The organism is Streptomyces sp. NPDC025793 (genome assembly GCF_055558375.1).
Genome location: NZ_JBVHMR010000020.1, coordinates 86752 through 113389 on the forward strand (window position 1 = coordinate 86752; position 26638 = coordinate 113389).

At 72.4% G+C, this 26638-nt stretch carries 21 protein-coding genes and 2 pseudogenes; 17 read left to right on the plus strand and 6 right to left on the minus strand.

All coding sequences use genetic code 11. The annotated features are described in order from the left end of the window. The first annotated feature begins 2 nt into the window (after positions 1-2). Positions 3-773 carry an ABC transporter ATP-binding protein gene (locus ACZ4MF_RS31395; RefSeq protein ID WP_467495445.1) on the plus strand — a complete coding sequence of 257 codons (771 nt, stop codon included), beginning with the start codon at positions 3-5 and terminating at the stop codon, positions 771-773. 43 nt (positions 774-816) lie between these two features. Here the strand turns inward: ACZ4MF_RS31395 and ACZ4MF_RS31400 are convergent, their stop codons facing one another. From ACZ4MF_RS31400 to ACZ4MF_RS31410, 3 genes are all read right to left on the minus strand, one after another. Then, entirely contained in the window at positions 817-3450 is a 2634-nt protein-coding gene (locus ACZ4MF_RS31400) for a beta propeller repeat protein (RefSeq protein ID WP_467495447.1), read from the minus strand. A gap of 109 nt (positions 3451-3559) precedes the next feature. Further along, entirely contained in the window at positions 3560-4684 is a 1125-nt protein-coding gene (locus ACZ4MF_RS31405) for a GNAT family N-acetyltransferase (RefSeq protein WP_467495449.1), read from the minus strand. A 160-nt stretch (positions 4685-4844) separates the two neighbouring features. Then, entirely contained in the window at positions 4845-5699 is an 855-nt protein-coding gene (locus ACZ4MF_RS31410; RefSeq protein ID WP_467495451.1) for a helix-turn-helix transcriptional regulator, read from the minus strand. Positions 5700-5867: 168 nt separating this feature from the next. Here ACZ4MF_RS31410 and ACZ4MF_RS31415 point away from each other — a divergent pair, with 168 nt between their 5' ends. The 9 genes from ACZ4MF_RS31415 to ACZ4MF_RS31455 all read left to right on the plus strand — a co-directional run bounded on the left by ACZ4MF_RS31415 (position 5868) and on the right by ACZ4MF_RS31455 (position 15179). After that, positions 5868-6638, plus strand: coding sequence for an SDR family oxidoreductase (locus tag ACZ4MF_RS31415; RefSeq protein WP_467495453.1), 771 nt, complete (start codon positions 5868-5870; stop codon positions 6636-6638). Positions 6639-6691: 53 nt separating this feature from the next. Next, a complete protein-coding gene (locus ACZ4MF_RS31420) occupies positions 6692-7600 on the plus strand; it encodes an SDR family oxidoreductase (protein WP_467495455.1) in 909 nt (302 codons plus the stop codon). Between the two features lie 26 nt (positions 7601-7626). Continuing rightward, the gene (locus ACZ4MF_RS31425; protein ID WP_356034064.1) at positions 7627-7842 is read left to right on the plus strand and encodes a tautomerase family protein; all 216 of its coding nucleotides are present in this window, start codon (positions 7627-7629) and stop codon (positions 7840-7842) included. A 41-nt stretch (positions 7843-7883) separates the two neighbouring features. Next, a complete protein-coding gene (locus ACZ4MF_RS31430) occupies positions 7884-8300 on the plus strand; it encodes a PaaI family thioesterase (RefSeq protein ID WP_467495457.1) in 417 nt (138 codons plus the stop codon). A gap of 284 nt (positions 8301-8584) precedes the next feature. Beyond that, positions 8585-11206: a glycoside hydrolase family 31 protein gene (locus ACZ4MF_RS31435; RefSeq protein ID WP_467495459.1), complete on the plus strand. Its 2622-nt coding sequence runs from the start codon at positions 8585-8587 to the stop codon at positions 11204-11206. 129 nt (positions 11207-11335) lie between these two features. Then, on the plus strand, positions 11336-12544 hold the full coding sequence (locus ACZ4MF_RS31440; protein WP_467495461.1) for a carbohydrate-binding protein: 1209 nt from the start codon (positions 11336-11338) through the stop codon (positions 12542-12544). A 114-nt stretch (positions 12545-12658) separates the two neighbouring features. Beyond that, positions 12659-13435, plus strand: coding sequence for a polysaccharide lyase family 7 protein (locus tag ACZ4MF_RS31445; RefSeq protein WP_467495463.1), 777 nt, complete (start codon positions 12659-12661; stop codon positions 13433-13435). 103 nt (positions 13436-13538) lie between these two features. Next, a complete protein-coding gene (locus ACZ4MF_RS31450; RefSeq protein WP_467495465.1) occupies positions 13539-14000 on the plus strand; it encodes a hypothetical protein in 462 nt (153 codons plus the stop codon). Between the two features lie 201 nt (positions 14001-14201). Continuing rightward, positions 14202-15179, plus strand: coding sequence for an SMP-30/gluconolactonase/LRE family protein (locus tag ACZ4MF_RS31455; RefSeq protein ID WP_467495467.1), 978 nt, complete (start codon positions 14202-14204; stop codon positions 15177-15179). A gap of 66 nt (positions 15180-15245) precedes the next feature. Here ACZ4MF_RS31455 and ACZ4MF_RS31460 read toward each other — a convergent pair whose 3' ends face one another. After that, entirely contained in the window at positions 15246-18620 is a 3375-nt protein-coding gene (locus ACZ4MF_RS31460; protein WP_467495469.1) for a pyruvate carboxylase, read from the minus strand. Between the two features lie 156 nt (positions 18621-18776). After that, positions 18777-19700 carry a hypothetical protein gene (locus tag ACZ4MF_RS31465; protein WP_467495471.1) on the minus strand — a complete coding sequence of 308 codons (924 nt, stop codon included), beginning with the start codon at positions 19698-19700 and terminating at the stop codon, positions 18777-18779. 630 nt (positions 19701-20330) lie between these two features. Between ACZ4MF_RS31465 and ACZ4MF_RS31470 the strand changes: the two genes are divergently transcribed. The 7 genes and pseudogenes from ACZ4MF_RS31470 to ACZ4MF_RS31500 all read left to right on the plus strand — a co-directional run bounded on the left by ACZ4MF_RS31470 (position 20331) and on the right by ACZ4MF_RS31500 (position 26020). Continuing rightward, positions 20331-20891 (plus strand): hypothetical protein, encoded by a 561-nt coding sequence (locus tag ACZ4MF_RS31470; protein ID WP_467495473.1) that lies wholly within the window; start codon positions 20331-20333, stop codon positions 20889-20891. Continuing rightward, positions 20776-21893, plus strand: a pseudogene (locus ACZ4MF_RS31475) (cytochrome P450 family protein). Before ACZ4MF_RS31470 ends, ACZ4MF_RS31475 begins: the two are co-directional and overlap by 116 nt. Before the next feature lie 132 nt (positions 21894-22025). Beyond that, complete coding sequence (locus ACZ4MF_RS31480) at positions 22026-23015, plus strand: aldo/keto reductase (RefSeq protein ID WP_376292172.1); 990 nt, start codon at positions 22026-22028, stop codon at positions 23013-23015. Positions 23016-23209: 194 nt separating this feature from the next. Next, complete coding sequence (locus ACZ4MF_RS31485) at positions 23210-23659, plus strand: NAD-binding protein (protein ID WP_467495475.1); 450 nt, start codon at positions 23210-23212, stop codon at positions 23657-23659. Beyond that, positions 23656-24174, plus strand: coding sequence for an iron-containing alcohol dehydrogenase (locus ACZ4MF_RS31490; protein ID WP_467495477.1), 519 nt, complete (start codon positions 23656-23658; stop codon positions 24172-24174). The genes ACZ4MF_RS31485 and ACZ4MF_RS31490 overlap by 4 nt, the downstream gene beginning before the upstream one ends. Before the next feature lie 99 nt (positions 24175-24273). Continuing rightward, a pseudogene (locus tag ACZ4MF_RS31495) lies at positions 24274-24747 on the plus strand (NAD-dependent alcohol dehydrogenase); the annotation flags it as partial. Positions 24748-24868: 121 nt separating this feature from the next. Continuing rightward, complete coding sequence (locus ACZ4MF_RS31500; protein WP_467495479.1) at positions 24869-26020, plus strand: PP2C family protein-serine/threonine phosphatase; 1152 nt, start codon at positions 24869-24871, stop codon at positions 26018-26020. A gap of 60 nt (positions 26021-26080) precedes the next feature. Here the strand turns inward: ACZ4MF_RS31500 and ACZ4MF_RS31505 are convergent, their stop codons facing one another. Further along, positions 26081-26593, minus strand: a complete 513-nt coding sequence (locus ACZ4MF_RS31505) for a hypothetical protein (RefSeq protein WP_467495481.1) — start codon at positions 26591-26593, stop codon at positions 26081-26083. Positions 26594-26638: the final 45 nt, after the last annotated feature.

Sequence of the window (26638 nt, forward strand, 5' to 3'; positions counted from 1 at the left end):
GGATGCTGCGCCTCGACGCGGTCAGCCGGCACTTCGGCGACCAGCGTGTCCTCGACGGCATCACCCTCACCGTGCCGGACGGACAACTCCTGTGCGTCGTCGGTCCGTCCGGCTGCGGCAAGTCCACGCTGCTGCGCACCATCGCCGGACTGCTGCCCGTGCAGGACGGCACGGTCACGGTGGACGGCACACCCGTGGCAGGGGTGCCGGACCGGCTCGCGGTCGTCTTCCAGGAGTACGGCCGCTCGCTGCTGCCGTGGCTCACCGTGCGCGACAACGTGGCGCTGCCGCTGCGCCGGCTCGGCCTTCACCGGGCCGCGCGCCGCGCCGCGGCCGAGGCGATCCTCGACCGCGTCGGTCTGGCCGGGGCCGGGCGGCGCCGTCCGCCCGAGCTGTCGGGCGGGATGCAGCAGCGCGTCGCCATCGCCCGGGCCCTGGTCTGCCGCCCCTCGCTGCTGCTCATGGACGAGCCGTTCGGCTCGCTCGACGCCCGCACCCGGGAGGATCTGGAAGACCTGCTGCTGGAGGTGCACCGGGCCGACGGCACGACGATCGTGTTCGTCACCCACGACATCGACGAGAGCGTGTACCTCGGCGACCGCGTCGTCGTCCTCTCCCCCGGCCCCGGCTCCCGTGTCGTCCTCGACCTGCCCGTCGGCCTGCCCGCCGACCGCGATCAGATCGGGACGCGCGGCCTGCCTGCTTTCGTCGCACTGCGCACGGAGGTGGGCCGGGCGGTGCGCGGCCACGGCCAGGACGGCCGAAAGGGGTGACCCCGGGCCCGCCGGGATCACCCCTTTCTCCTTCACCCGCTGCTCAGCGCAGGTCGCGCAGCTGCACGGTGTAGATCCCGCGGCCGTGCGTCGCGGCGTACAGCGTGCCGCCGTCCGGGCTCCCCTTGAGCTGGAGGACGGCGACGGCCGGCAGGCTGCCGACGCGCTGCCAGGTGGCGCGTCCCGGTGCGCGGTAGACGACGCCCAGGTCGGTGGCGACGGCGAGGCCGCCGTCGGCCGTCAGCAGCGCGCAGTCGCTGGGCACGTCGGGCAGGTTCGCCGAGACGTCCTTCCAGGTGGTGCCGCCGTCGGTGGACTCGAAGACATGGCCGACGCCCGCGCCGGGGCCCTCGGTCCAGGCCCGGGAGAAGCCGCTGACCGTGAGGAAGACGTGGTCGGCGTTGTGCGGGTCGACGGCGAAGCCGCTGAGGTAGCGGTTCGGTACGGTCCCGTCGACGGGCAGGTCGATGTCGTGCCAGCCGGTGCCGTCCGCGTTGCCGACGGCGATGCCGCGGGCGAAGCCCTGGTTGTTGCAGGGGCCGCACCAGGCGGCGTAGATCTTCCCGCCGGAGGCGGCGACGGCGGTCGCGGTGCGGCCCTTGCCGAGGTCGTGGACGCTGGTCCACTCGGAGCCGCTGCGGATGGCGTAGCCGTGGGTCTGGACCCAGATGTGGCGGCCGCCCGCGACCCAGGTGCTGCCGTTCTTCAGGTCCGCGGTGAGCGGGGCGATGAAGCGGGCCTCGCTGGTGGCGTTGTCGGGCGGGGCGACGGAGTACGAGGTGGCCTTGGTCGGGTCGGTGGACCAACTGCCGTCGTTCACCGCGCAGTTCTGGGTCACCTGCACGGCGAGGTAGACGTACTCCTGGGCGATGTCGCACCCGTTGGCGGGATCGGTGAGCGTGTCACCGCCGTCGCCGCCGAAGTCGGAGCCCATGACCGTGTCGTTGCCACGGAGGATGGACTGGCCGTTGTCCTGGAGGCCGCCGGTGACGGTCACCCCGCCGTGGTCGAGGTCCTTGCCGATGCCGACCGAGTAGTACTGGAGGGTGTCGATGGTGCCGTCGTTGAGGGAGGTCCAGTCGGTGGCGTGGCCGGAGGCGTCCTGGGCGCCGTCGACCGGGCGTTGGTAGATGCCGCCGTCGTTGCCGACGTAGACGTAGGACTTTCCGTGGTAGCTGCCGATGGCGACGCCGTGCTGGTCGGAGTGGGTGGTCTGGCTGCAGGACCCGGTCTGCCGGGAGGGGTCGATGCTCCAGCAGGAGAACGGGAAGTTCCAGTACGGGCCGACGGTCGACCAGGTGGTGCCGCCGTTCTTGGTCTCGTAGACCTCCTCCAGGCCCGCGTACAGGTGCTGCGGGTCGACCGGGTCGACGGCGAGGAACTGGTTGTACCAGGCCTGTACACCGGGCATGTAACCGGCCGTCGTCAGCGCGGAGTTGTCGGCGGCGAGACCCTTGTAGTCGGCGATCTTCGTCCAGGGGCCGGTCGGGGAACCGGACGTGGCGACGTAGATGCCCTCCAGACCGCTGTCGGGGTTGGTGCTGAGCTGCTGCGGCGACTGGTCGATGGCGTAGTAGCGGGAGCCGTCGGCGGAGCGGGCGAAGGTGACGTTGCCGACGTTCGCGGCGTCGGCCGGGAGGTCACCGAGGCCGCTGGTGATGCGGGTCCAGGCGCCGTTCACCCTGGTGTAGAAGCCGTTGTAGTCGTCGCCGCTGCGCCAGCCGACGGCCAGGACCACCTTGGACGGGTCCTTGGGGTCGATGGCGATGTCGTTGGCGATGTTCTTGTACGGGGCGGCGGCGTCGTGGGCCTTGGACCCCTTCGGCAGGTAGTCCGGGTTGGGCGCGAACTCCAGCTTCCAGGGGCCGCGCAGGTCACCGGTGGAGTGGCTCCACACGCCCTCGCTGGTGGCCGCCCACACCCGGTCGCCGCCGAAGCGCAGCTCGTGGATGGTGGTGCTCTCCAGCTCGCTGCCGCCGACCCGGTTGCGGACGGAGAAGGCGCCGTGGTGGGGGTGGGTCAGGACGTAGACGCCGCTGCCGAGGTGGGCGTCGGAGTTGGTGGTGGCCTCGCCGGTGCCCAGCCACAGCCGGCCCGCGCCGTCGAGGGCCAGTGCGCCGGTGGACTGGGCGGGCAGTCGGTCGCTGATGGGCTGCCAGTGCCCGCCCGCGCTGCGCGAGCGCCACACGCCGCCGCCGGCGCTGCCCGCGTAGACGTAGCCGTCGTCGTCGGCGGCCACCGCGGCCATCCGGCCGGTCACGTTCCCGGATCCGCCGCTGGAGTTGGAGTCGACGTCGCGGTAGCGCGGGTCGTCGGAGTTGTAGGGCAGGTTCGTGATGTTGTGCCAACGGCCGCCCGCGCTGCGGAGGTTGGCGAGGCTGTTCCAGGCCGCGCCGTACGCGCCCGGGGCGACGACACCGGGCGAGGTGCGCGCCTCGGCGTACTGGTCCGCGCCCTCGGCTACCCCGTCCGCCTCGTTGCCGCCGTCCCCCGCCTCGTGCGGGGACATGGCGCCCACCGACTGCACGCGTTCCTTGGCCAGTTGGGCGAGGACGCGGGCGCCGAAGGGGCTCGGTGAGCGCCCGGACGCGGCGGACGGGGGGATGGCGACGAGCGCGGCGGACGCCGTGAGCGCGCAGACGGTGAACCACCGTCTTCTGCGGGTCGGCACGGACACCAGGGACCTCCAGGAGCGATCGACACTGACCGACGCTGGAGACCCGATCACGCGGACACGGAAACATCCGCCGCTTGGCAAAGTTTTGGCGAGAACCTGTCAGTAGCTGTCAGTGGCTGCCGTTCCGGCGGGCACGCAGCCTGCCGACCGTCTTGAGGAACTGGTCCGCCGGATCGCGCAGCCCGGGGTGGGCCAGCACCGTGTTGCGCAGGCCCCTGACCGGCCTGCGCCACAGCCGCTGGGCCATCGCCACCGGATGGGCACGGGCCGCGAAGCCCTCCCCGACGCGCAGGTCCCGGGTCTTGAGCCACTCCTTGTACTCCTTGTCGCCCCGGCCCAGGTCGACCAGGGTCACCCCCGCCCGCGCGGCCGCCTCCGCGGTGCGCAGGTGCATCATCAACCCCGGGGAGTAGTAGTGCAGTTCGGGGTCGTAGGCGGTGAACCAGGCGGCCAGTACGGTGCTCGACCGGGGTCCGAAGTGCGCGGCCACCGGGCGGTCGCCCGCGTACAGGACGGACAGCACCCCGGTGAAGTGCTCCTCGCGGACGCGGAAGAGATGGTCGACCAGGCCGACGATCCAGGGCCGCGAGAACCGGTCCATGCGGCCGGTCCTGCGGTACTGCGCGGACTTCCAGCGCATCAGGGTGCGCAGGATCTCGGGGTCGCGCTCGTCGAACTCGAACCGCACCTCGCCGATGTCGCGGCCGAGCCGCCGCTCCTTCTTCAGCGTCGTCTTGGCCAGCCCCGGATAGGTGGCCCGCAGCCACTCCGGATAGCCGCCGTCGCCGGGTTTCACGTCGATCACCGGCGAGGCGAAGCTGCCCGTGACGTGCGGCGCGAACGGCCGCTGTTCCTGCACGAGATGGTCGAACTCGAAGATGCTGAGCCCGCAGGCCCGCAGCAGCTCGTCCGTGTCCCAGGTGACCCCGGGCCGGTGCACGAGGGCCTGGCAGTCGGACAGGCCGAGCCCGATGGCACGGCCGGTGCCCAGCGGCCCGCGCTCGTAGGGGAGGAATCCGGCCGGCTCCCCGCCCTCGCGCAGCACCGCGATCCGCGCGCCGCCCCGGAAGAGGCCGACTCCGACCGCGAACTCCGGTGCCAGAAAGGGATTGGCGTACTCGGGCGACTCGTCCATCGCGCGGTGCCAGGCGGCCCGCAGCTCGGGCGTCAGCTCGCCGGGTCTGTGGTTGGTGATCTCCACGACGGATCGTGAAGCACGGCTGATGGATCGCATGCGCGACCGCTCCCCCCATGACGCGCCGGGCGCGTCCTGCCATTCGTACCGTTGTCTGCGTCCCCACCGCGTGCGACTGCCCAAACCGCGCGAAACAGTACGCACGCCCTCAAGGGTGCCCCAGGCGACGGACGGTCCGCCATGGGTCTGCGGACATCGGTCAGGACTCCACCCCGGAACTCAGGTCCTGCGTGCCGATCACCGAGAGCAGTTCCAGCTGGGCGTGTCCCTCGGTGCCGGGCGGAGCGCTGAACCACAGCAGCCGCTGCCGGCCGTCCTCGCTGAAGAGGTTGTGGCAGTCCAGCTCGATGACGCCGAGCGAGGGGTGGACGATGCGCTTGTGGTCGGTGCGGCGCAGGGCCACCTCCCGACGCTCCCACAGCTCGGCGAACTCCGCGCTGCGCCGGCGCAGCGCCGCCACCATCCGGGTCACGTCGGCGTCCTTCGCGCGCCGGGCGGCGACGGCCTGGAGGTCGGCGGTGAAGACGCGGGAGTGGTGCGGGTGGTCCTCGGCCGGATACAGGCCGCGGGCGGCGGGGTCGGTGAACCAGCGGTACACGAAACTCCGCTCGGGCCCGCGTCCGGCGGGCATCGCGCCGAGCAGCGCCACGGCGAGCGGGTTCTGCGCGAGGGGCTCGTGCAGATCGGTGATGACCTGGGCGGGGGTCGTGGTGAGCCGGTCCAGCAGGCCGAGCAGGGCGGGCTGGACGAGTGCGGTGGGGCCGCCGGCGGCGGGCGCCGGCGGGCGGTCGGCGAGATGGAACAGGTGGTCGCGTTCGTCGCCGCTGAGCCGCAGGGCGCGGGCGAGGGCGGCCAGGACCTGCGCGGAGGGCTGGGCGCCCCGGCCGCGCTCCAGCTCCGTGTAGTAGTCGGCGGACAGTCCGGCCAGCTGGGCGACCTCCTCGCGGCGCAGGCCCGGCACCCGGCGGCGGGGTCCCGCGGGCAGGCCGACATCGGCGGGGCGGACCCGGTCGCGCCGGGACTTGAGGAAGGCGGCCAGCTCTGCGTGGTTCACGCCCTCCATGGTCGCGCCCGCCGCCCCGCGTATCCAGGGGTTGCCGACCCCAGGGTGAGCGCAGCCGTGGCTGCCCCGGGCACGACGGCGCACGGTGGAGTCACCGAGCAGGTCACCGACCGGGGGCGACGCCCTCAGCGGCTGACGCCCTGAACGACTGGAGATCTCATGTCCACCGAAGCCGCCGCCCCCTCGACCGCCTCCGCCGCGACGCCCCGCGTCGCCGTCGTCACCGGAGGCTCACGCGGCATCGGCCGGGCGACCGCGCTCCGGCTCGCCGCCGACGGACACGCCGTGGTGGTCGGGTACGCCGGCGACCGCGAGTCGGCCGAGGCCGCTGTCGCGGAGATCACCGCGGCCGGCGGGCGCGCGATCGCCGTCCGCGCCGATGTCGCCGACGAGCGGCAGGTCGCCGCGGTGTTCGAGGCCGCCGCCGAGGAGTTCGGCGGGGTGGACGTCGTGGTCCACGCGGCGGGCCGGATGTATCTCGCGCCGATCGCCGAGCTGGACCTCGCGGAGCTGGACGCGCTGCACCGCACCAACGTGCGCGGCACGTTCGTGGTCGCCCGGGAGGCGGCCCGCACGCTGCGCCGGGGCGGCGCGTTCGTCGGCTTCTCCAGCTCCGTGGTGGGCCTGGCCTTCCCGTCCTACGGCGCCTACAGCGGGAGCAAGGGCGCGGTCGAGGCGCTGACCCTGGTGCTGGCGCGCGAGCTGCGCGGCCGGGACGTCACCGCCAACACCGTCGCGCCGGGCCCGACGGCCACCGATCTGTTCCTGGACGGCAAGGACGAGGCGACCGTCGCCGCACTGGCCGCCCAGTCCCCGCTGGAGCGCCTCGGCACGCCCGAGGACATCGCCGGGGTGGTGTCCTTCCTCGCCTCCCCGGCCGGCCACTGGGTCAACGGCCAGGTGGTCCGCGCCAACGGAGGCATCGTCTGATCCCCCCAACCCCCGGCTCACCCCTCTGTCTCCCCCACCCCCAGCGAGGAATCATGACGAGCGACACTCCCCGGACGATCCTGGTCACCGGCGCCTCCAGCGGCTTCGGCGCGCTCACCGTGCGCGCGCTCGCCGACGCCGGTCACACCGTCTACGCGGGCATGCGCCACACGGCCGGCCGCAACGCGCCCGCCGTGGCCGCCGTGGAGCGGTACGCGGCCGGACACGGCGTGTCCCTGCGCGCGGTCGACCTGGACGTCACCTCCCAGGACGGCGCCGACACGGCCGTGGCCCGGGTGCTGGCCGAACAGAGCCGCCTGGACGTGGTGGTGCACAACGCGGGCCACATGGTCACCGGGCCCGCCGAGGCCTTCACCCCCGAGCAGCTCGCGGACCTGTACGACGTCAACGTGCTGGGCACGCAGCGCGTGAACCGGGCCGCCCTGCCCGCGCTGCGGGAGCAGGGGGCGGGACTGCTGGTGTGGATCGGCAGTTCCAGCACGCGCGGCGGCTGCCCGCCGTTCCTGGGGCCGTACTTCGCGGCGAAGGCGGCGATGGACGCGCTGGCGGTCTCCTACGCCGGCGAGCTGGTCCGGTTCGGCATCGACACCGCGATCGTCGTACCGGGCGCCTTCACCTCCGGCACCAACCACTTCCTGCACGCCGGCACCCCCGCCGACACCGACCGCGCGAACGCCTACGACGAGCGCTACGGCGCCCTCCTGGCGGGGCTGGACGAGCGCCTCGCGGCGCTGGTGCCGCCGGACGCGGACGTGGCGGAGGTCGCCCGGTCCGTCGTACGGCTGGTGGCCCTGCCCGCCGGCCGGCGTCCGCTGCGTACGCATGTCGACCCAGCCCGGGACGGCAGCGAGGTCGTCTCCGCGGTCGCCGACCGCGGAGGCGCCGACTTCCTCCGCCGCGTGGGCCTCGACGACCTGCTCACCACCGGAAGTTCCCTCTGACACACCGTCATCGAAGGAGAAACACCATGCCGTTCGCGAATTTCAAGGTGCCCGCCGGAAGCCTGGACGAGCAGCAGAAGGAGCTGATCGTCACTCGCGCCACCGAGCTGTACGTCGAGATCTACGGAGAGCGGGCCCGCGCCGCCACGATGGTCCTGGTGGAGGAGGTCGCCGACGGCGGCTGGGGCATCGGGGGCGGCGTGCTGACCCTGGCCAAGCTCCAGGAGACGGCGCAGGATTGACGACCGGCCGATGTGATCCGTTGCGCGAAAGGCGGCATGCCATGTCACCCGTCCCCCAGCCCGCCGACCTGCTGGCCGCGATGCCCTTCGCGGCCGGCCTGGGCATCGAACTGCGCGAGGCCACGGCCGAGCGGGTCGTCGGCGCTCTGGCCTGGTCCCCGCACCTGTGCACGGCGGGTGGCGCGCTGCACGGCGGGGCGCTGATGGCGCTGGCCGACAGCGTCGGGGCGGTGTGCGCGTATCTGAATCTGCCCGAGGGCGCGTCCGGTACGTCGACGGTGGAGTCCAAGACCAACTTCCTGCGGGCGGTGGCCTCCGGGCACGTGCACGCCACGGCCCGGCCCCTGCACCTCGGCGGCACGCTGCTGGTGGTGCAGACCGATCTGCGCGACGACCGGGACCGGCTGGTCGGCCAGACGACGCAGACCCAGATCGTGCTCCGGAAGAACACCGCCTGAGGCGGCCCACGAACGACCCCGCCGCGAAGGCCGGCCCCCGCCCACGAGGGGGCCGGCCTTCGTCACGCCCGCCCCGCGTTCCGTACCTGCGCTCTTGACATGAACCTGTGCCACCCCTGAGGCTTCGTGCTTGAAGTTGCTCGATTGGAGCCTTTTTCAAGCGTTTCCAAGCATCAATCGGCGCATCATCCGCACGAACAGTCAGTCCGCAGTGCTGCGAGGGGAGCTGTTCCGCCGTGCACAGACCGCAAAGACCGCGAGGACTGGAAAGACCACGCCACCGTGTGCCCTGGCCGGCCTGGGTCCCGCTGGGGCTGGCGACCGCCCTGGCGGCGACCGTGCTCACCGGCCCGGCGCCCGCCCAGGCCGCCGCCACCGCCTCCGGCGCCGTGCTGGACACCGCCCACAGCAGCGTCAGCTGGCAGAGCCCGGTCTACGACAAGGGCACCGGCGGCGGCACCGAGAGCTGCCCGGCCGCGGGCAGTGACCCGGACGACAAGGTCTGCGACCGCTTCGACCTGACCGTCTCGGTGCCGGCCGGCTACTGGGACGACAACCCCGAGGGCGGCGTCCCGTTGTCGATCACGTGGGCCAAGCCCTCCGACGACTTCGACCTGTACGTCTACGACGACCAGGGCAAGCAGGTGGCGTCCAGCGCGGGCACCGCCGACCCGGAGGCCACGGTGATCCCGCGGGCGTCGGGGACGTACCACGTGCTGGTCGTGCCGTACGACGTGCACGACAACTCCTTCACGGGCACGGCCTATCTGCCCGCGACCACGGACGCCGGCGACCTGACCTCCTTCTCGGGCGGCGACGGCAGCTACTCGGTGCGGGCCGGGCGGCTGACGGCGCGGGCGGATTTCCTGATGGATGGTCAACTCCGGCTCCAGGCCGATCCGTCCGGTTCGCTGAGCGACCCGGCGGGCACCGCGATCGTGCGCAAGGAGCCCGCGCTCCAGCGGCACACCTCGTCCTTCGACGCGGGCGACTACTACGGCGTCCGCTCGCCGCAGGCCGTACTGCGCGTGTACAAGAAGCCGTTGCGGTTCGGTCTGTACAGGCCGAACAACCGCACCCGGATCTGGCAGGAGGACAAGCCGCTGCGCTGGTCCACCGGCGGGATGCGGCAGAGTCTCACGCGCGGGGCGGACGAACAGTTCTTCGGCGGCGGCGAGCAGAACGGCAGCTTCTCGCACCGGGGCCGGACGATGTACGTGGCCAACAGCTTCGACTGGGACGAGGGCGGCTACAACAACTCCCAGCCGTTCTACCTCTCCAGCGCGGGCTACGGCGTCTTCCGCAACACCTTCGCGCCCGGCGTGTACACCTTCGGCCAGCCAGTCACCGCCGGCCAGCAGGAACGGCGCCTGGACGCCTACTACTTCCTCGGTGACGCCAAGCAAGTGATCGGAAAGTACACGGCGCTGGTCGGCAGGCCGTTCATGCCGCCGGTGTACGGCCTCGAACCCGGCGACTCCGACTGCTACCTGCACAACGCCAACCGGGGCGAGCGGCACACCCTGGACGCGTTGAAGGTCGCCGACGGGTACACGCAGCACCGGATGCCGCTCGGCTGGATGCTGGTCAACGACGGCTACGGCTGCGGGTACGAGAACCTGGAGCAGACCGCGAAGGGCCTCCAGGACCACCACGCCCAGCTCGGCCTGTGGACCCAGGACGGCATCGACAAGCTCGCCGACCAGGTCAAGGCCGGTCAGCGGGTGGCCAAGCTGGACGTGGCCTGGGTCGGCAACGGCTACAAGTTCGCCCTCGACGCGTGCGACGCGGCGAAGAAGGGCATCGAGGACAACAGCGACGCGCGCGGATTCGTGTGGCTGCCGGTGTCCTGGGCGGGCGCGCAGCGCTGCGGGGTGCTGTGGAGCGGCGACCAGAAGCTGTCGTGGGACTACATCCGCTGGCAGATCCCGGCCTACGCCGGAGCGACGATGTCCGGCATCGCGTACGACACCGGTGACGTGGGCAGCATCTACCGCCACGACGCCACGATGTACGCCCGCGACCTGCAGTGGAAGGCGTTCCTGCCGGCCATCATGACCATGGACGGCTGGGCCACCGACCTCACCACCAAGAAGCCCGCCGACCAGCAGCCCTGGCTGGACGGGGAGCCGTACACCTCGATCAACCGGAAGTACCTCCAGCTCAAGGAGCGGCTGCTGCCGTACATGTACACCCTGTCCGCCGAGGCGGCGAAGACCGGAGTGGGGGCGATCCGCCCGCTGTGGCTGGAGTACCCGGACGACCCCAATACCCTTTCGGATCAGGCGAAGTACGAGTTCCTGTCCGGCCCCGACTTCCTCGTCGCGCCGGTCTACCAGGACTCCGACACCCGCGACGGCATCTATCTGCCGAAGGGCACCTGGACCGACTACTGGACGGGCCGCACCTACCAGGGTCCGACCACGGTCAACGGCTACCACGCCCCGCTCGACACCCTGCCGCTGTTCGTGCGCGAGGGCGCGGTCGTGCCCATGTGGCCGAAGGGGACCACGAGTTGGCAGACCCGGGACCGGCACGAACTGGACTGGGACCTGTACCCGGCGGCCCGCGGCACGAGCCACTACACGCTGTACGAGGACGACGGCGTGACCCGTGACTTCGCCAAGGGCGCCGCGGCCACCCAGCGGGTGTCCCTGCACGCCGACGGCAGGGGCACGACCGTCTCCGTGGGCGCGAGCAAGGGCGACTACGCGGGCAAGGCGGACGCCCGTGCGTACCGGTTCACCGTGCACGGCGCCGCGGCGCCCGCACGCGTCCTGCTCGACGGCCGCCAACTGCCCGCGTCCGCCTGGTCGTTCGACCCGGACACGCACGTCACGACGATCAGCACGGCGAGCCTGCCGCTCGACCGCGGGTTCACGGTGCGACTGGTCGACGACAGGTAAAGAAATCATATGGTCTAGTCCAAAGTGCGCGCTGGTCTAGTCCAACCTATTGACGTGGCCGCAACAGCTCCCGGAGGGTGGGGCTCCCCACATCGGGGACTCCCCACCCCCACCCTCTGGAGGCACGCAGTGAAACGGCTTCGCGCATGTCTGGGCGCGGCGGCGGCCGTCACCCTCGCCGCCGCCGGCACGACCGCACTCGTCGCGGGCAACGCCTCGGGCGCGACCACCGCGCTGAGCAACCGCTGGTACGCCGCGGCCCCGTATCTGATGCCGCTGGACAACGACCCGCCGGACCCGTCCGCCATCATGGACGCGACCGGCCTGAAGGCCTTTCAGCTGGCGTTCGTGCTCGCCCCCAACGGCGGCGGCTGCTCGCCGACATGGGGCGGCACCGCACCGGTCTCCTCGGACACGGCCGTACAGTCGGTGATCAACACCATCCGCGGCAAGGGCGGGGACGTGTCGGTCTCCATCGGCGGCTACGGCGGCACGAAGCTCGGCCAGACCTGCGCCGACCCCGCCGCCACGGCGGCCGCCTACCAGCAGGTCATCACCAAGTACGGCCTGCACGCCATCGACTTCGACCTGGAGGAGCCGGAGTACGAGAACACGACGGCGATCCACAACGAGATCGGCGCGGCCAAGATCCTCCAGCAGGACAACCCGGGACTGTACGTCTCCGTGACGACGGCCGGCACCGCGGACGGCACCGGCTGGTTCGGCAAGCAGATGCTGCTGGAGGCCAAGTCCCAGGGGTTCACGCCGAACAACTTCTCCATCATGCCGTTCGACGGCGGCTTCAACGGCGCGGCGAGCCAGACCAGCGCACTGACCAACTTCAACGCGATCCTCCAGTCGACCTTCGGCTGGGACCAGGCGACCGCGTACGCCCACGAGGGCTTCTCCGGCATGAACGGCCGCAGCGACACCGGCGAGACCTTCAGCCAGGCGGACTTCCAGACCGTGCTGGACTACGCCACGAGCCACAACATGGACCGCTTCACGTTCTGGTCCCTGAACCGCGACCGGCAGTGCAGCCCGCCGGACAACGGGGGCCGCACGTCCGGCACCTGCTCCAGCGTGGCGCAGGGCGACTGGGACTTCGCGAAGTACTCGGTGAAGTTCGCGGGCGTCACCCCGCCGACCACCACACCGACCCCCACGCCGACCCCGACACCCGGCTCCTGCAAGCCGGCGTGGAACGCGTCGACGGCGTACACGGGCGGGGACGAGGTGTCCTACGGCCAGCACGACTGGAAGGCCAAGTGGTGGACCCAGAACGAGGTGCCCGGCGCCTCGCAGTGGGGGCCGTGGCAGGACGAGGGCGCCTGCTGAACCTCTTGACGGGTCTGGTCCGGACCTCTAGCTTCTCGGGTCACCAGCGACCAAGTATGCGGCCACTGTTCATCTACATGAACAGTGGCCGCATTCCGGCCCGAAGGGACCCCCATGACCCGAGCACGACTCCTCGCGGTACCGGCCGCCGCGGGTCTCGCCCTCGCGCTCGCCCTCCTCGGCAGCCCCAGCGCGCTCGCCGCCGATCCGCGCGTCGCCCCCGGCGGCAACTTCGACCTGTCCGTGTGGCAGCTCCAAGAGCCCGTCGGCTCCCCGGGCAGCCCGACCACCATCCCCTCGTCCCGGCTCCAGGGCGCGAACGGCTACCAGGACGCGTACTTCTACACCGACACCCACGACGGCGCTATGACCTTCTGGGCGCCCGAGAAGGGCGTCACCACCCCCAACTCGAACTACGCCCGCTCCGAGTTGCGCGAGATGAACCGCGACGGCAGCGCCGCCGACTGGGCGTTGTCCGGCGCGCACAGGATGAGCGCGACGCTGCGCGTGGTGTCGGTGACGAAGAACGTGTGTGTGGGCCAGATCCACCTCGGCAGCGGCGGCTCGTCCACCAAGCCGCTGCTGGAGCTGTACTACCGCGCGAACGGCGACATCGTGCTCGGCACCGAGAACTCGCCCTCCGGCGGCCAGACCTCGCACGCCGTCGGACATGTTGCGATCGGGAAGACCTGGAGCTATACGATCGCGGTCTCCGGCGGGGACACGATCGACCTGACCGTCAACGGGACGACCACCCACTACCCCGTCGCATCGTCGTTCCAGCAGTACAAGCAGTACTTCAAGGCCGGTTCCTACAACCAGTCCTCCTCCGACAGCACCACCGACGGCGCCCGTGTGGCGTTCTACGCGCTGACCGTGAAGCACGGCTGAACACCGCCGCCACGCTGTCCGACCTGCGCGACTGGTGCAAATGGCCGTACGGTCGTAGCGTCGAGTGGACGCGGTCGGACACAGCACAACGGTGGGAGCGGCCATGCGCGGATCAGTGGTGGGAACGGCGGTGACCCTGGCGGCAGGGACCCTGCTGACAGCGGCGATGACGACGGCGTCGGCCAGCGTGCCGACCACGGCCACGACACCGGTCAGAGCGAGGCCCGGGCAGCCCGTACTCGTGGACTGCTTCTTCCACCGGAACGTCCGCCCGAACGACTTCATCCTGGCCTGCGGCGACGGCAACAGCCGGCTGACCGGACTCCACTGGACCCAGTGGAGTCCGGACGGGGCGAAGGCCGTCGGCGTCAACATGGTCAACGACTGCAAGCCGTACTGCGCGGCTGGCACCTTCCGCGCGTACCCGGTCGTCATCCGGCTCAGCGGCGAGCAGGCCTGGAAGAAGCACCCGCACTTCCTGCGCTTCGCGAACCTCAGCCTGACCTACCCCGGCGCCCGGCCGGACACGTTCAAGCCGGTGATGAACTACCCGCTCTGGGACTGACACTCCGGGACCGATGCCCGGGTGACGGCCGCACAGCCCGGCGACCGCAGCGGCCGTCACCCGGGCGCGCCGCTCGGCGCGGCGGGTGCTGAGCCGCGCGGGCGATCCCGCGGCCCGGCGCCCGCCCCCGGCGACCGGCGCAGCCGCATGGTGGTGTGACCCCGCACGCCGGCGCCCGCGCGCCGTCCCGAGAGAGGTCACATGCCCCGACTCCCCCGCCTGGCCGGTGCCGCCACGGCCGCGCTCGCGTCCGGCGTGATCGCGGCGGCGCCCGCGACCGGCACCGAGCCGGTCGTCACCGACGCCCGCATCACCGCCCACTTCGGCCTGGCCGCCGGACAGACGCCCGACAACATCGCGCTCGAACCCGACGGCTCCGCCGACCTGACCCTCGCCTACGCCCGGCAGATCGCCCATGTCACGCCCGAGGGCAAGACCCGGATCAGCGCGACCCTGCCGGCCGTCACCCACCCGAACACCCCGTTCGTGCACCAGGCCGTCGTGACCGGCATCGCCCGCGCCCACGACGGCACGCTGTACGTCAACTACGCGACCGGCACGAGCAGAACGGGCATCTGGCGTCTCGCCCCCGGCGAGGAACCCGAGCAGATCGCCCAGTTCCCGGCGAACGGCTATCCCAACGGCCTGGCCCTCGACGAACGCCAGGGCGTGCTGTACGCCGCCGACTCGGTGCTCGGCACCGTCTGGCGCGTCCCGCAGCAGGGCGGCGCGGCCACCGCGTGGGCCCGGGACACGGCGCTCAAGCCGCTGACCGGCCCCTCGGCGAGCGGCTGCGGCGCCAACGGCCTCAAGGTGCACCGCGGTGCCGTGTGGGTGTCGAACACCGACCGCGGCACGCTGCTGCGCATCCCCGTCGGCCAGGGCGGTTCCGCGGGCCGGGCCGAGACCCTGGCCCATGGGCTCGACGGCATCGACGACTTCGCCTTCACGGGCTCCGGACGCACGGTGGTGGCCGCGCTGAACAAGGCCAACCAGGTGGTCCTGGTGCGCCGCGACGGATCGCGCACGGACGCCCTCGGGCAGCGGGACGGGCTGTCCAACCCGACCTCGGTCGCCGTACTCGGCCGGATCGTCTACGTGCCGAACGCCGCGTACTTCACACGCAAGGACCCGAACCTGCTCCTCGCACGGCTCCGGGAGCGCGGCGACCGCCTGTAGCCGCGCCGGAGACACACCCGCGCCGCGACCGGCAGGGCATCCGGTCGCGGCGCATCCATGTACGGGTCAGCCGAGTTCGACGAGCAGGTCCCCGCCCTCCACCTGCTGGATGCGGTTGATGGCCAGCCGGGAGACGCGGCCCGCCTTCGGCGCGGTGATCGTGGCCTCCATCTTCATCGCCTCGATCGTGGCGACCGTGGCACCGGCGGCGACCTCGTCGCCCTCGGTCACCGCGAGGGTCACCACACCGGCGAACGGCGCCGCCACGTGGCCGGCATTGGCGCGGTCGGCCTTCTCCGTCACCGGCACGTCCGAGGCGGCCGCGCGGTCGCGGACCTGGATCGGGCGCAACTGGCCGTTGAGCGAGGACATCACGGTGCGCATCCCGCGCTCGTCGGCCTCGCCGACCGCCTGCAGTTCGATGAGCAGCCGGACGCCGGGCTCCAGGTCGACGGCGTACTCCTTGGCGGGACGCAGGCCGTAGAAGAAGGCCTTGCTGTCCAGCACGCTGGTGTCGCCGAAGGACTGCCGGTGGCTGTCGAACTCGCGCGTCGGGCCGGGGAACAGCAGCCGGTTGAGCGTCGCCCGGGTGTCCTTCGCGAGCCCCTCGCGGTCGTCGGCGGACAGCTCGGGCGCGGGCTTGGGCTCACCGCGGCCCTTGAGGGCCTTGGTGCGGAACGGCTCGGGCCAGCCGCCGGGCGGGGTGCCCAGCTCGCCGCGGAGGAAGCCGATGACCGAGTCGGGGATGTCGAACCGGTCGGGCGTCTCCTCGAAGGCGTCCGGCGAGACCCCGGCGCCGACCAGGTGCAGGGCGAGATCGCCGACCACCTTGGACGACGGGGTGACCTTCACCAGGCGGCCGAGGATGCGGTCGGCGGCGGCGTACATCGCCTCGATGTCCTCGAAGCGGTCTCCGAGGCCGAGCGCGACGGCCTGGGTGCGCAGGTTGGACAGCTGGCCACCGGGGATCTCGTGGTGGTAGACCCGGCCGGTCGGGGAGGCGAGGCCCGCCTCGAACGGGGCGTAGATCTTGCGCACGCCCTCCCAGTACGGCTCCAGGTCGCCGACGGCCTGGAGGTCGAGGCCGGTGGGGCGCTCGGAGTGGTCGGTGGCGGCGACGAGCGCGGACAGCGACGGCTGCGAGGTGGTCCCGGCCATCGAGGCCACCGCTCCGTCGACCGCGTCGGCGCCCGCCTGGATCGCGGCGAGGTACGTGGCGAGCTGGCCGCCCGCCGTGTCGTGGGTGTGCAGATGCACCGGCAGGTCGAATTCGCGGCGCAGCGCCGAGACGAGCTTCGCGGCGGCCGGGGCGCGCAGCAGTCCGGCCATGTCCTTGACCGCGAGGACGTGCGCGCCGGCCTCGACGATCTGCTCCGCGAGGCGCAGGTAGTAGTCGAGCGTGTAGAGGCGCTCGGACGGGTCGCCCAGGTCGGCGGTGTAGCAGAGGGCGACCTCGGCGATCGCGGTGCCGGTCTCGCGGACGGCCTCGATGGCGGGGCGCATCTGGCCGACGTCGTTGAGGGCGTCGAAGATGCGGAAGATGTCGATGCCGGTGGCGGCGGCCTCCTGCACGAAGGCGTCGGTCACCTCCGTCGGGTACGGGGTGTAGCCGACGGTGTTGCGGCCGCGCAGCAGCATCTGCAGACAGATGTTGGGTACGGCCTCGCGCAGCGCGGCCAGCCGCTCCCAGGGGTCCTCGGCGAGGAAGCGCAGCGCCACGTCGTACGTCGCGCCGCCCCAGCACTCCAGGGACAGCAACTGCGGCAGGGTACGGGCGACGACCGGGGCGACCGCGAGGAGGTCCTTGGTGCGCACGCGGGTGGCGAGCAGCGACTGGTGGGCGTCGCGGAACGTGGTGTCGGTGACGCCGAGGGTCGGCGACTCCCGCAGTTGCCGGGCGAAGCCCTCGGGGCCGAGGTCGACCAGGAGCTGGCGGGAGCCGGCCGGGGGCTCGCCGGCCGGGAGCGCGGGCAGCTTGGTGACGGGGTCGAACAGGTCGGGGCGTTCGCCGTGCGGCCTGTTGACCGTCACGTCGGCGAGGTAGGTCAGCAGCTTGGTGCCGCGGTCGGCCGAGGAACGCGCGGTGAGCAGGTGCGGGCGCTGCTCGATGAAGGACGTGGTGACCCGGCCCGCCTGGAAGTCCGGGTCGTCCAGGACGGCCTGGAGGAAGGGGATGTTCGTGGACACGCCGCGGATGCGGAACTCGGCCACGGCACGCCGGGCGCGGCCCACGGCCGCCTTGAAGTCCCGGCCTCGGCAGGTCAGTTTGACCAGCATCGAGTCGAAGTGCGCGCTGATCTCCGTGCCGGCGTGGGTGGTTCCGCCGTCGAGGCGGATGCCGGAGCCGCCCGGGGAGCGGTAGGCGCTGATCCGGCCGGTGTCCGGGCGGAAGCCGTTGGCGGGGTCCTCGGTGGTGATACGGCACTGCAGGGCGGCGCCGCGCAGGGTGATGGTGTCCTGGGCGAGGCCGAGGTCGGCGAGGGTCTCGCCGGCGGCGATGCGCATCTGGGTCTGGACCAGGTCGACGTCGGTGACCTCCTCGGTCACGGTGTGCTCGACCTGGATGCGCGGGTTCATCTCGATGAAGACGTGGTTGCCGTCGGGGTCGAGGAGGAACTCCACGGTGCCCGCGTTGCGGTAGCCGATCTCGCGGGCGAAGCGGACGGCGTCGGCGCAGATGCGGTCGCGCAGGGCCGGGTCGAGGTTCGGCGCGGGTGCCAGTTCGATGACCTTCTGGTGGCGGCGCTGGAGCGAACAGTCGCGCTCGTACAGGTGGATGACGTCGCCCGCGCCGTCGGCGAGGATCTGCACCTCGATGTGGCGCGGGTCCACGACGGCCTTCTCCAGGAAGACGGTCGGGTCGCCGAAGGCGGAGGCGGCCTCGCGGGAGGCGGCCTCGATGGACTCGCGCAGCTGGGCGCGGTCCTCCACCCGGCGCATGCCGCGACCGCCACCGCCCGCCACCGCCTTGACGAAGACGGGGAAGCCGATCTCCTCGGCGGCCCGCACCAGTTCGTCCACGTCGGTGGTGGGCTGGGAGGAACCGAGCACGGGCACGCCCGCCGCCCGGGCGGCGGCGACCGCGCGGGCCTTGTTGCCGGTCAGCTCCAGGGTGGCGGCGTTCGGGCCGACGAAGGTGATGCCCGCCTCCTCACAGGCGCGGGCCAGTTCGGGGTTCTCGGACAGGAAGCCGTACCCCGGATAGACGGCGTCGGCGCCCGCCCGGCGGGCTGCGCCCACGATCTCCTCGACGGAGAGATAGGCCCGCACCGGGTGCCCGGGCTCCCCGATCTCGTACGCCTCGTCGGCCTTCAGCCGGTGCAGCGAGTTGCGGTCCTCGTGCGGGAACACGGCGACGGTGCGCGCCCCGAGTTCGTAGCCCGCCCGGAACGCGCGGATCGCGATCTCTCCACGGTTGGCGACCAGCACCTTGCGGAACATCCTGGAATCCCTTCGGCTGCCTGTCGGGCGACGAACACCACGGTGTCTGCCACGCCTGCCGTTTCTCGCGGCAACCCTAGGGGTTCCCACCGGCACGGGCGTGCGAAAACCATCACACCACCGGGGTGGCCGACGCCACAGTCGGGCGCCGGCCGGTCAGCGTTCCGCGGAGGTCATCGCCGCATCCCCGCGCCGGTCGGCCCGCGCCGGCGCGGGCACCGTCCGGGACTGCGCGGGAGCGGGGGGTGCGGGGGTGGAGGGTGCGGAAGGTGCAGAGGGTGCGGAGGCGGGCGGCGTGGGGGCCGGCGCCGTCGGGGCGGCCACCGGGGCTCGACGGCCCGTCGGGAGCAGGGAGCGCACCCGTGCCCGCAGCCACGCGCGGCGGCCGTGCAGCAGTCCGAGGGCGAGCGCCGAGCCCACCGCGATCACGTGCTCGCGGCCCGCCAGGTTGGGGATGGCGATGGACTCGACGACCATCGAGCCGCCCGTCAGTGTGAACACCACCGGCGCCCGCTTGATCACCGCGAGATAGGTGAACAGGCCGACGACGGCGGCGGAGGGGCCGGTGTCGAGCACGTGGGCCGCCGCGGGCGGCAGCCCGAGGCCGCCCCAGCCGGGGCCCATCGCGATCATCACGCGGGCGGTGAGCGTGCCGGCCAGCGTCGTGATGTAGGAGATCGCCAGGGTCCGAGCCCGGCCCAGGGTCAGCTCGGCCCAGGCGAAGGCGAGGAACAGCTGGGTGATGCCGGCCCACACCGGCAGGTCGAGCGCCGGTACGTACAGCGACACGGGGGTGCGCAGTAACGACAGCCACAGCGGCAGGTCGGCCTTGACGCCGCCGAGCCGGGTCACCCAGAGCCGGCCGAGGGGGTGCTGGGCGATGCCCTGGAAGAAGATGACGCCGAAGGCGGCGACGAAGGCCAGCAGCAGTCCGGACAGCCCGCGGCGCGCGAGGCGCTGCACCGGCTCGACGACGATCGCGTGCCACTCGCCGCGCAGCGTGCGCCCGGCGAACCGCGCGAGCCGGGCGATCAGGGAGCGGCAGGTCTCGACGCGCCCCTGCGTCGTCTCAGTCGTCATGAGACACGGCAGCCCGTCGCCTTCTGCTCCCCGGTCATGCGCATCGCCCCCTTCGCCACGCTTCCGGCATACGAACCATGGCTGGCGTTTTTCCAACATCTTCGCTTTTCAGGCGCCATCGTATAGATGTGCGGTTCTCGCCCGATCGGCCTACCCCCTCCGTGCGGGTCACGCCGTGCATGCCCGGTCCCTCCCCCCGTGTGGGCCTCTGTGGCGGTGAGGCCCGGTCGGTGACAGTTCAGCGATCCGGGAGGCGGTCGTCAAGATCCGTTGCGGATGCCCGGGGGTATGAAAAGACCCACAGGTCACGGGCGCGGAAATCCGGCCCGCCGAGGCAACCCGAGGGGCCCCGTTTCCGTCCTCCTGTACAGGCTCCCCTGCACCCGCGCCGACGCGCCGCCCCGGCAATCCGCGCCGCCGGCACGGGTCCGGATCGCCCGGTTCGTCCACTTGCATCCAACGCGCGGTTCTGACTGGCCACTTCATGGATCGAATGCGGAACCTTCCATTTTCGATTACGAACTCTCGTATAGTGACCGCCAGTTCACCACCCTGCGTCACGTCTCACCACCCGATTGTTTCCGCTCTCCCCCACCTGCCCGCCCCTGCCGCGAGGATCGGACCGGAACGATGACCCCGCCCAGGCACGCCGGCGGCCGACCCTCTCTCCGCACCTTCTTCTCCGTCCTCGCCGCGACCGGCACCCTGTCGGCGCTCGTGGTCTGTGCGGCGGTGGCGGCGGCGCCGGACTCGGTGCGCACCCCGCCGGCCTGGGGTACGGGCACGGCGGCGGCCGTGCTGAGCTCGGCGGTCGCCACGGCCGCGCACGGCCTGCGCACCGCGCGCGGTCTGCGGCACCGGCTGGACTCCGTGCCCCAGGATCTCGGCCGGCTCCTGCACCAGCAGGCCCGCACGAGCGACGAGACCCGCCAGGAGCAGCAGCGGCTCATCGACGAACTCGCCCGGCAGCGCGCCGAGTCCACCGGGGCGTTCGAGGCCGAGCGGGCGCGGCTGGAACGGACGAGCGGGCGAGAACACGGCACTGCGGGCGGCAGGTCCGCTCGCCGCCGTCGAACTGCCAGGCGGCGTCCCGGTGTGGGCGGTCACCCGGGACGCCGAGGCCAGGGCGCTGCTCACCGACCCGCGCCTGGTGGAGGACATCGGCGTGCGGGGCGCCTGGCAGCGCGGTGAGATTCCCGCCGACCGGCCGCTGATCGGGCTCGCCAACCCGGGCCGCTCCATGCTCACGGTGGCCGGCGCCGACCACCGCCGGCTGCGCGCGCTGGTGGCGCAGGCGCTCACCCCGCGCCGGGTGGAGCGGATGCGCGAGCGCATCGAGAAGCTCACCCAGGACCTGCTGGACGCACTGCCCGGGGGCGGGGAGCTCGTCGACCTCAAGGCGGCCTTCGCCCGCCCGCTGCCGATGTACGTCGTCGCCGACCTCATGGGTCTCGACGAGGCGCGGCTGCCCCGGCTGAAGGTACTGTTCGAGAGGTTCTGCTCCACGCAGACCCCGCCCGAGGAGGTCGTCGCCACGCTGACCGAGCTGGAGCAGATCATGGCGGAGGCGGTGGCGGCCGGGCGGGCCGAGCCCGGCGACGATCTGACCAGCGCGCTGATCCTCGCCTCCGAGGACGGCGACCGCCTCACCGACGAGGAGATCGTCTCCACCCTCCAGTTGATGGTCGCGGCGGGCCACGAGACGACGATCTCGCCGATCGTCAACGCCGTCGTCAACCCTCCGTCCATCCGGAGCAGCGTGCCCTGGTGCTGTCCGGCGGGGCCGACTGGCCGGCGGTGATCGAGGAGACCGTGCGGTACTCGACCCCGGCCTCGCACGTGCTGATCCGCTTCGCGACCGAGGACGTGCCGGTCGGCGACCGGGTGATCCCGGCCGGGGACGCGCTGCTCGTGTCGTACGGCGCGATCGGCCGCGACGAGCGGGCGCACGGCCCGAGTGCCGGGGAGTTCGACGTCACCCGGGAGACGAGGAACCGGCACATCTCCTTCGGCCACGGCCCGCACATGTGTCCGGGCGCCGCCCTGTCCCGGCTGGAAGCGGGCGTGGGGCTGCCCGCGCTGTACGCCCGTTTCCCCCGCCTGGAGCCGGCGGTCGCGGCGGCGGACCTGCGGGGCAAGCCGGTGGTCACCCAGAACGACCTGTTCGAGCTGCCGGTGCGGCTGGATTCCTGACCCGGAGCGGAGCGTTGCTTGACTTGGAGAGCGCTCCAACTCGTAGCGTCGCAGACGTACGGCGCACCGGGGCACACGCCCGCGTGCCGTACGGGACGACGACCGCGTGTACGGGAAAGGCTGGGACATCACATGCAGAAGCGCAGTCTGCGGGACCTCCAGGTATCGGCCATCGGCCTCGGATGCATGGGCATGTCCGCCTTCTACGGCTCCGCCGACCAGGACGAGGGCGTGCTGACCATCCGGCGCGCCCTCGAACTGGGCATCGACTTCCTCGACACCGCGCAGCTCTACGGCCCGCTCACCAACGAGTCGCTCGTCGGAGAGGCGATCCGGGGACACCGGGACGAGTACGTGCTCGCGACGAAGTTCAACTACCGGATGGACAACGCCGTACCGGGCGACATGAGCACGATCGGCCCGCAGGACGGTTCCGCCGCGCACGTGCGCGCGTCGGTCCACGGCTCGCTGCAGCGGCTGGGCACCGACCGCATCGACCTGTACTACCAGCACCGCGTCGACCCGAACGTGCCGATCGAGGAGACGGTGGGGGCGCTGAAGGAGCTGGTCGAGGAGGGCAAGGTGCGCTGCATCGGGCTGAGCGAGGCGAGCGCGGAGACCATCCGGCGCGCGAACGCCGTGCACCCGATCACCGCCGTGCAGAGCGAGTACTCGCTGTGGACGCGGGACGTGGAGGCCGAGGTGCTGCCGGCCTGCCGGGAGCTGGGCATCGGCTTCGTGCCGTACTCCCCGCTCGGCCGCGGCTTCCTCGCCGGCCGCTTCAGCTCGCCGGACGAGCTGGACGCCAACGACTTCCGGCGCAACAACCCGCGTTTCACGGACACCAACCTCGACGCGAACCAGCGCCTCGCGGCGAAGGTCAAGGAGATCGCGGCCGAGAAGGACGTCACCCCGGCGCAGCTGGCCATCGCCTGGGTGCTGGCCCAGGGCGAGGACGTGGTGCCGATTCCGGGCACGAAGCGGCGCACCTACCTGGAGCAGAACGCGGGTGCGGTCGGCATCGAGCTGACCAAGGAGGACCTGGCCCGCATCGACGCCGAACTGCCGCCGGTGTCGGGCGAGCGGTACGACGAGGCGGGGATGCGATCGGTCAACCGGTAGGCGCCGTCGGGGTAACTGCCTCCCGGCGCCCACGAGTTCGCCGTGACCAGGGGGTGTCGTCTGGATCATGCCGGCGTCGCGGGGTCTGGCACGCACTCCCCCAGAGGGGGCACCCCCAGCCACGTTGTCGTCACTCGCCGACTCCCCCACGCTCGGCTTCGCTCGCGCGGGAGGGGCCCCCACGACCCCGGCTCATGATCAACCTGCTGTGGTTCAGCCACCTGGTCGCCACCAGCGAGGTGCTTGCGACGGGCGTCCGGGCGGGCGTCGACCTCGGTGCGCTGCGCAACTCGCTGCTCGCCTCCCCGGCGGCCTCGCACTTCCTGGAGCACGACATCATGTGCGTGCTCGCCGACGGCGACTACGACGACTCCTTCGCGATGGCGCTGGCCTGCAAGGACCTCGGGCTCGCCGTCGGCCTCGGCCGCGATGTGGGGGTCTCGACGGAACTGTCTGCGCTGGTCGAGCAGATCTACCGCCGTTCCAAGGCCCACCACGGCGCGTCGGCGGGCGAGATGAGTCCGATCCGGCTCTACGACGCGCCGGCGGGGCGGGAGTTCAGGCTGCCGTCGCCGGCGCCGCCCTCGACGCCACCACTCTCACGGTCTGACGCCACCGAATCCCTGCGAAGAGCCGCACCATGACCGACCCTCTCGCCGCCTTGAGCCTCGACGCCGTCTGCCGGGTCGAGTTCGGCCCCGGCCGGATCGAGCTGCTGCCCGAACTGATCGCGGCCACCGGCCACCACCGGGCGTTCGTCGTCACCGACCCGGGGCTGCGCGCGGCGGGCGTCGCGGCGCACGTCCTGAATATCCTCGGCGCGGCGGGCGTGGAGCACGCCGTGTACGACGAGGTGGCGCCCAACCCCTCGACCGGGAACGTCGACGCGGGCGCCGCCCGGGCCCGGGTCTTCGGTCCCGCGGCGGTCGTCGCGCTCGGCGGCGGCTCGGTGCTGGACGCGGCGAAGGGGATCTCCCTGCTTGTGGGCAATCCGGACGCGGCCGCCGCCGATGCCGACCGGCTGTGGGAGGCGGCCGACGGGCTGCCGCTGATCGCCGTACCGACGACGTCCGGGACGGGCGCCGGGACCAACGGGTTCGGCGTCATCGAGGACACGGCGGCCTGCCGCAAGGTGTACCTGGGCCACCCCTCCGTCTAGCCGCGTGTCGCCCTCCTGGACCCGGAGCTGACGCTCGGCCTGCCCCCGGCGGCGACGGCCGCGACCGGCATCGACGCGCTCCTGCACGGCATCGAGTCGCTGGCCTCGCGCGGCGCGAACGCGTTCTCCACGGCATACGCCGCCCAGGCCGTGGCCATGATCGGCCACGCCCTGCCCCTCGCCCACCGGGACGGCTCGGACCTTCAGTCGCGGGCCGAGTTGACGATGGGCGCGCATCTCGCGGGCCAGGCCCTGACCCTGTCGGGACTCGGCCTGGTCCACGGCATCGGGCACGCGCTGACCGCGCGCACCGGCACCCCGCACGGAGTCGCGCTCGCCGCCGTAGTGGAGGCGGTCATGGAGTTCAGCACGCCCCGGGCGCGGGAGCCGTACGAGCGGGCGGCCCGGGCGCTGGGCGTGGCCCCGCCGGCCGACGGCGACTGGGCGCGGGCGGCCGTGGCCGCGGTGCGTGAGCTGTCCGGCGCCCTCGGCGGCAGGCGCCCGCTGCGCGCGCTCGGCGCGGACCGCTCGCTGCTGCCGTCGATCGCGGCGGGCGCGGTCGCGGACGCGGTGACGAAGAACGCGCCCCGGCTGCCCGAGGAGCGGGAGGTCCTGGAGCTACTCACCCGCGTGTACTGCCCCGTCGGGGAGAGCCTGACGTGCGGCGGATCCGGCCCGGGAGCACGCTGGAGGCATGAGACCCCCGTTCGGGACGGGGGGTTCGCGGCATCCCTGGCTGTCCTCGCACGCGCTGCTGCTACTCCCGGTCCTGCTCATCGTGGTGATCACGGTGGTGGACCTGCAGACCCCCACCAACGTGCACCTCGGCCCGGCACTGGTGATCGCCCCCGCGCTCACGCCCTCCTTCGCCGGCCCCCGCACCACGGCGGCGATCGGGGCGCTGGCCCTGGCGGCCCAGATCCTCATCGGCGCCGCCCACGGCGGCATCACCACCACGAACCACGTCGTGCAGATCATCACGCTCGCGGTGCTGTCGGTGATGGTGGTGGTCTACAGCGTCGTGCGGGAGCGCCGGCAGGCCCAGCTGGCGCAGGTCCGCTCGGTCGCCGAGGCCGCGCAGCACGTGCTGATGTGGCCGCTGCCGGAACAGATCGGCCCGCTGCGGATCGCCTCGCTGTACCTGGCCGCGGAGGACGAGGCGCAGATCGGCGGCGACCTGTACGCGGTGACCCAGTACGAGGGCGGGGTGCGGGTGATGATCGGCGACGTGCGGGGCAAGGGGCTGGCCGCGATCGGCGAGGCCGCCCTGCTGCTCGGCTCGTTCCGGGAGAGCGCGCACCGGCACATCCCGCTGCCCGAACTGGCCGGGCTGCTGGACCAGAGCATCACCCGCTATGCGGCGGATCTGGAGCCGTTGGAGGAGGCGGGCGAGCGGTTCGCGACCGCGCTGCTGGTGGAGATACCGGACCGGGATCCCCTCACCCGGATGACCAGCTGCGGTCACCCCCCGCCGCTGCTGCTGAGCCCCGGCAGCGCGGTCACCGTGCCGAGCCTGCACCCCTCGCCGCCGCTCGGGGTGCACGACGGCGCCGAGCACACGCTGGACGTGTTCTCCTTCGAACCGGGCGACACCCTGCTGCTCTACACCGACGGCGTGGTGGAGGCCAGGGACGCCCGTGGCCTGTTCTATCCGCTGACCGAGCGGGCGGCGCACTGGACCGAGGACAGCCCCGAGGCGCTGATGCACCATGTGCGGCGCGATCTGCTCACGCACGTGGGCGGCCGGCTGGACGACGACGCCGCGCTCATCGCCCTGCACCGCACGGTGGTCGAACGGCGCCGGCACCACGGCCGGGCAGGCGACGACGCCTACCGGCACGGGTGACCGGATGAAGGGCGCGCGCCCCGCCCCGAGTGGGGCGGAGCGGGATCGCACGCCCTGGCTTCAGCGGACCGGCTTGAGGTCCGTGATCTTCAGGGTCCTCAGGTCGGACTGGACGTCGATCCGGGTGACCTGCGGGTGCCTGCCGTCGCTCCAGGTGAGCGTGACACGGCTGGTGGCGTGGCCCGCGCCGGAACCGGTGTAGGCCACGTTCCACTTCACGGGCACGCTCTGCGCGAACAGGATCCCGTCGGCATGTTCCTTCTTCTCGAAGGCGGCCACCTTCTTCTGGGCGGCGGCGGACAGGTAGAAGCGGCGCAGGGCGTCGGCGGCCGGGCCGGCGGACTTGTCGTCGGTGGCCCAGACGGCGTCGATGTAGGCGCCGTAGAAGTCGGCGACGTGCTGGGTGACGTTGCGCGGGTCGCCCTGGGCCGAGGACACGGCGGCGGCCCGGGTCGTGTGGCCCGCGCCGGTACCGGCGAGGGCGGGCGTCACGGCGGCCAGGGTGAGTCCGCCGGTCAGGGCCACGGCGGTGAGCAGGATCTTACGGCTGTGCGTGCGGCTGCGAACGGACATGTGCCCCATTCCCCCGGTTAAGGAACGACCAGGCTTATCCCGGCC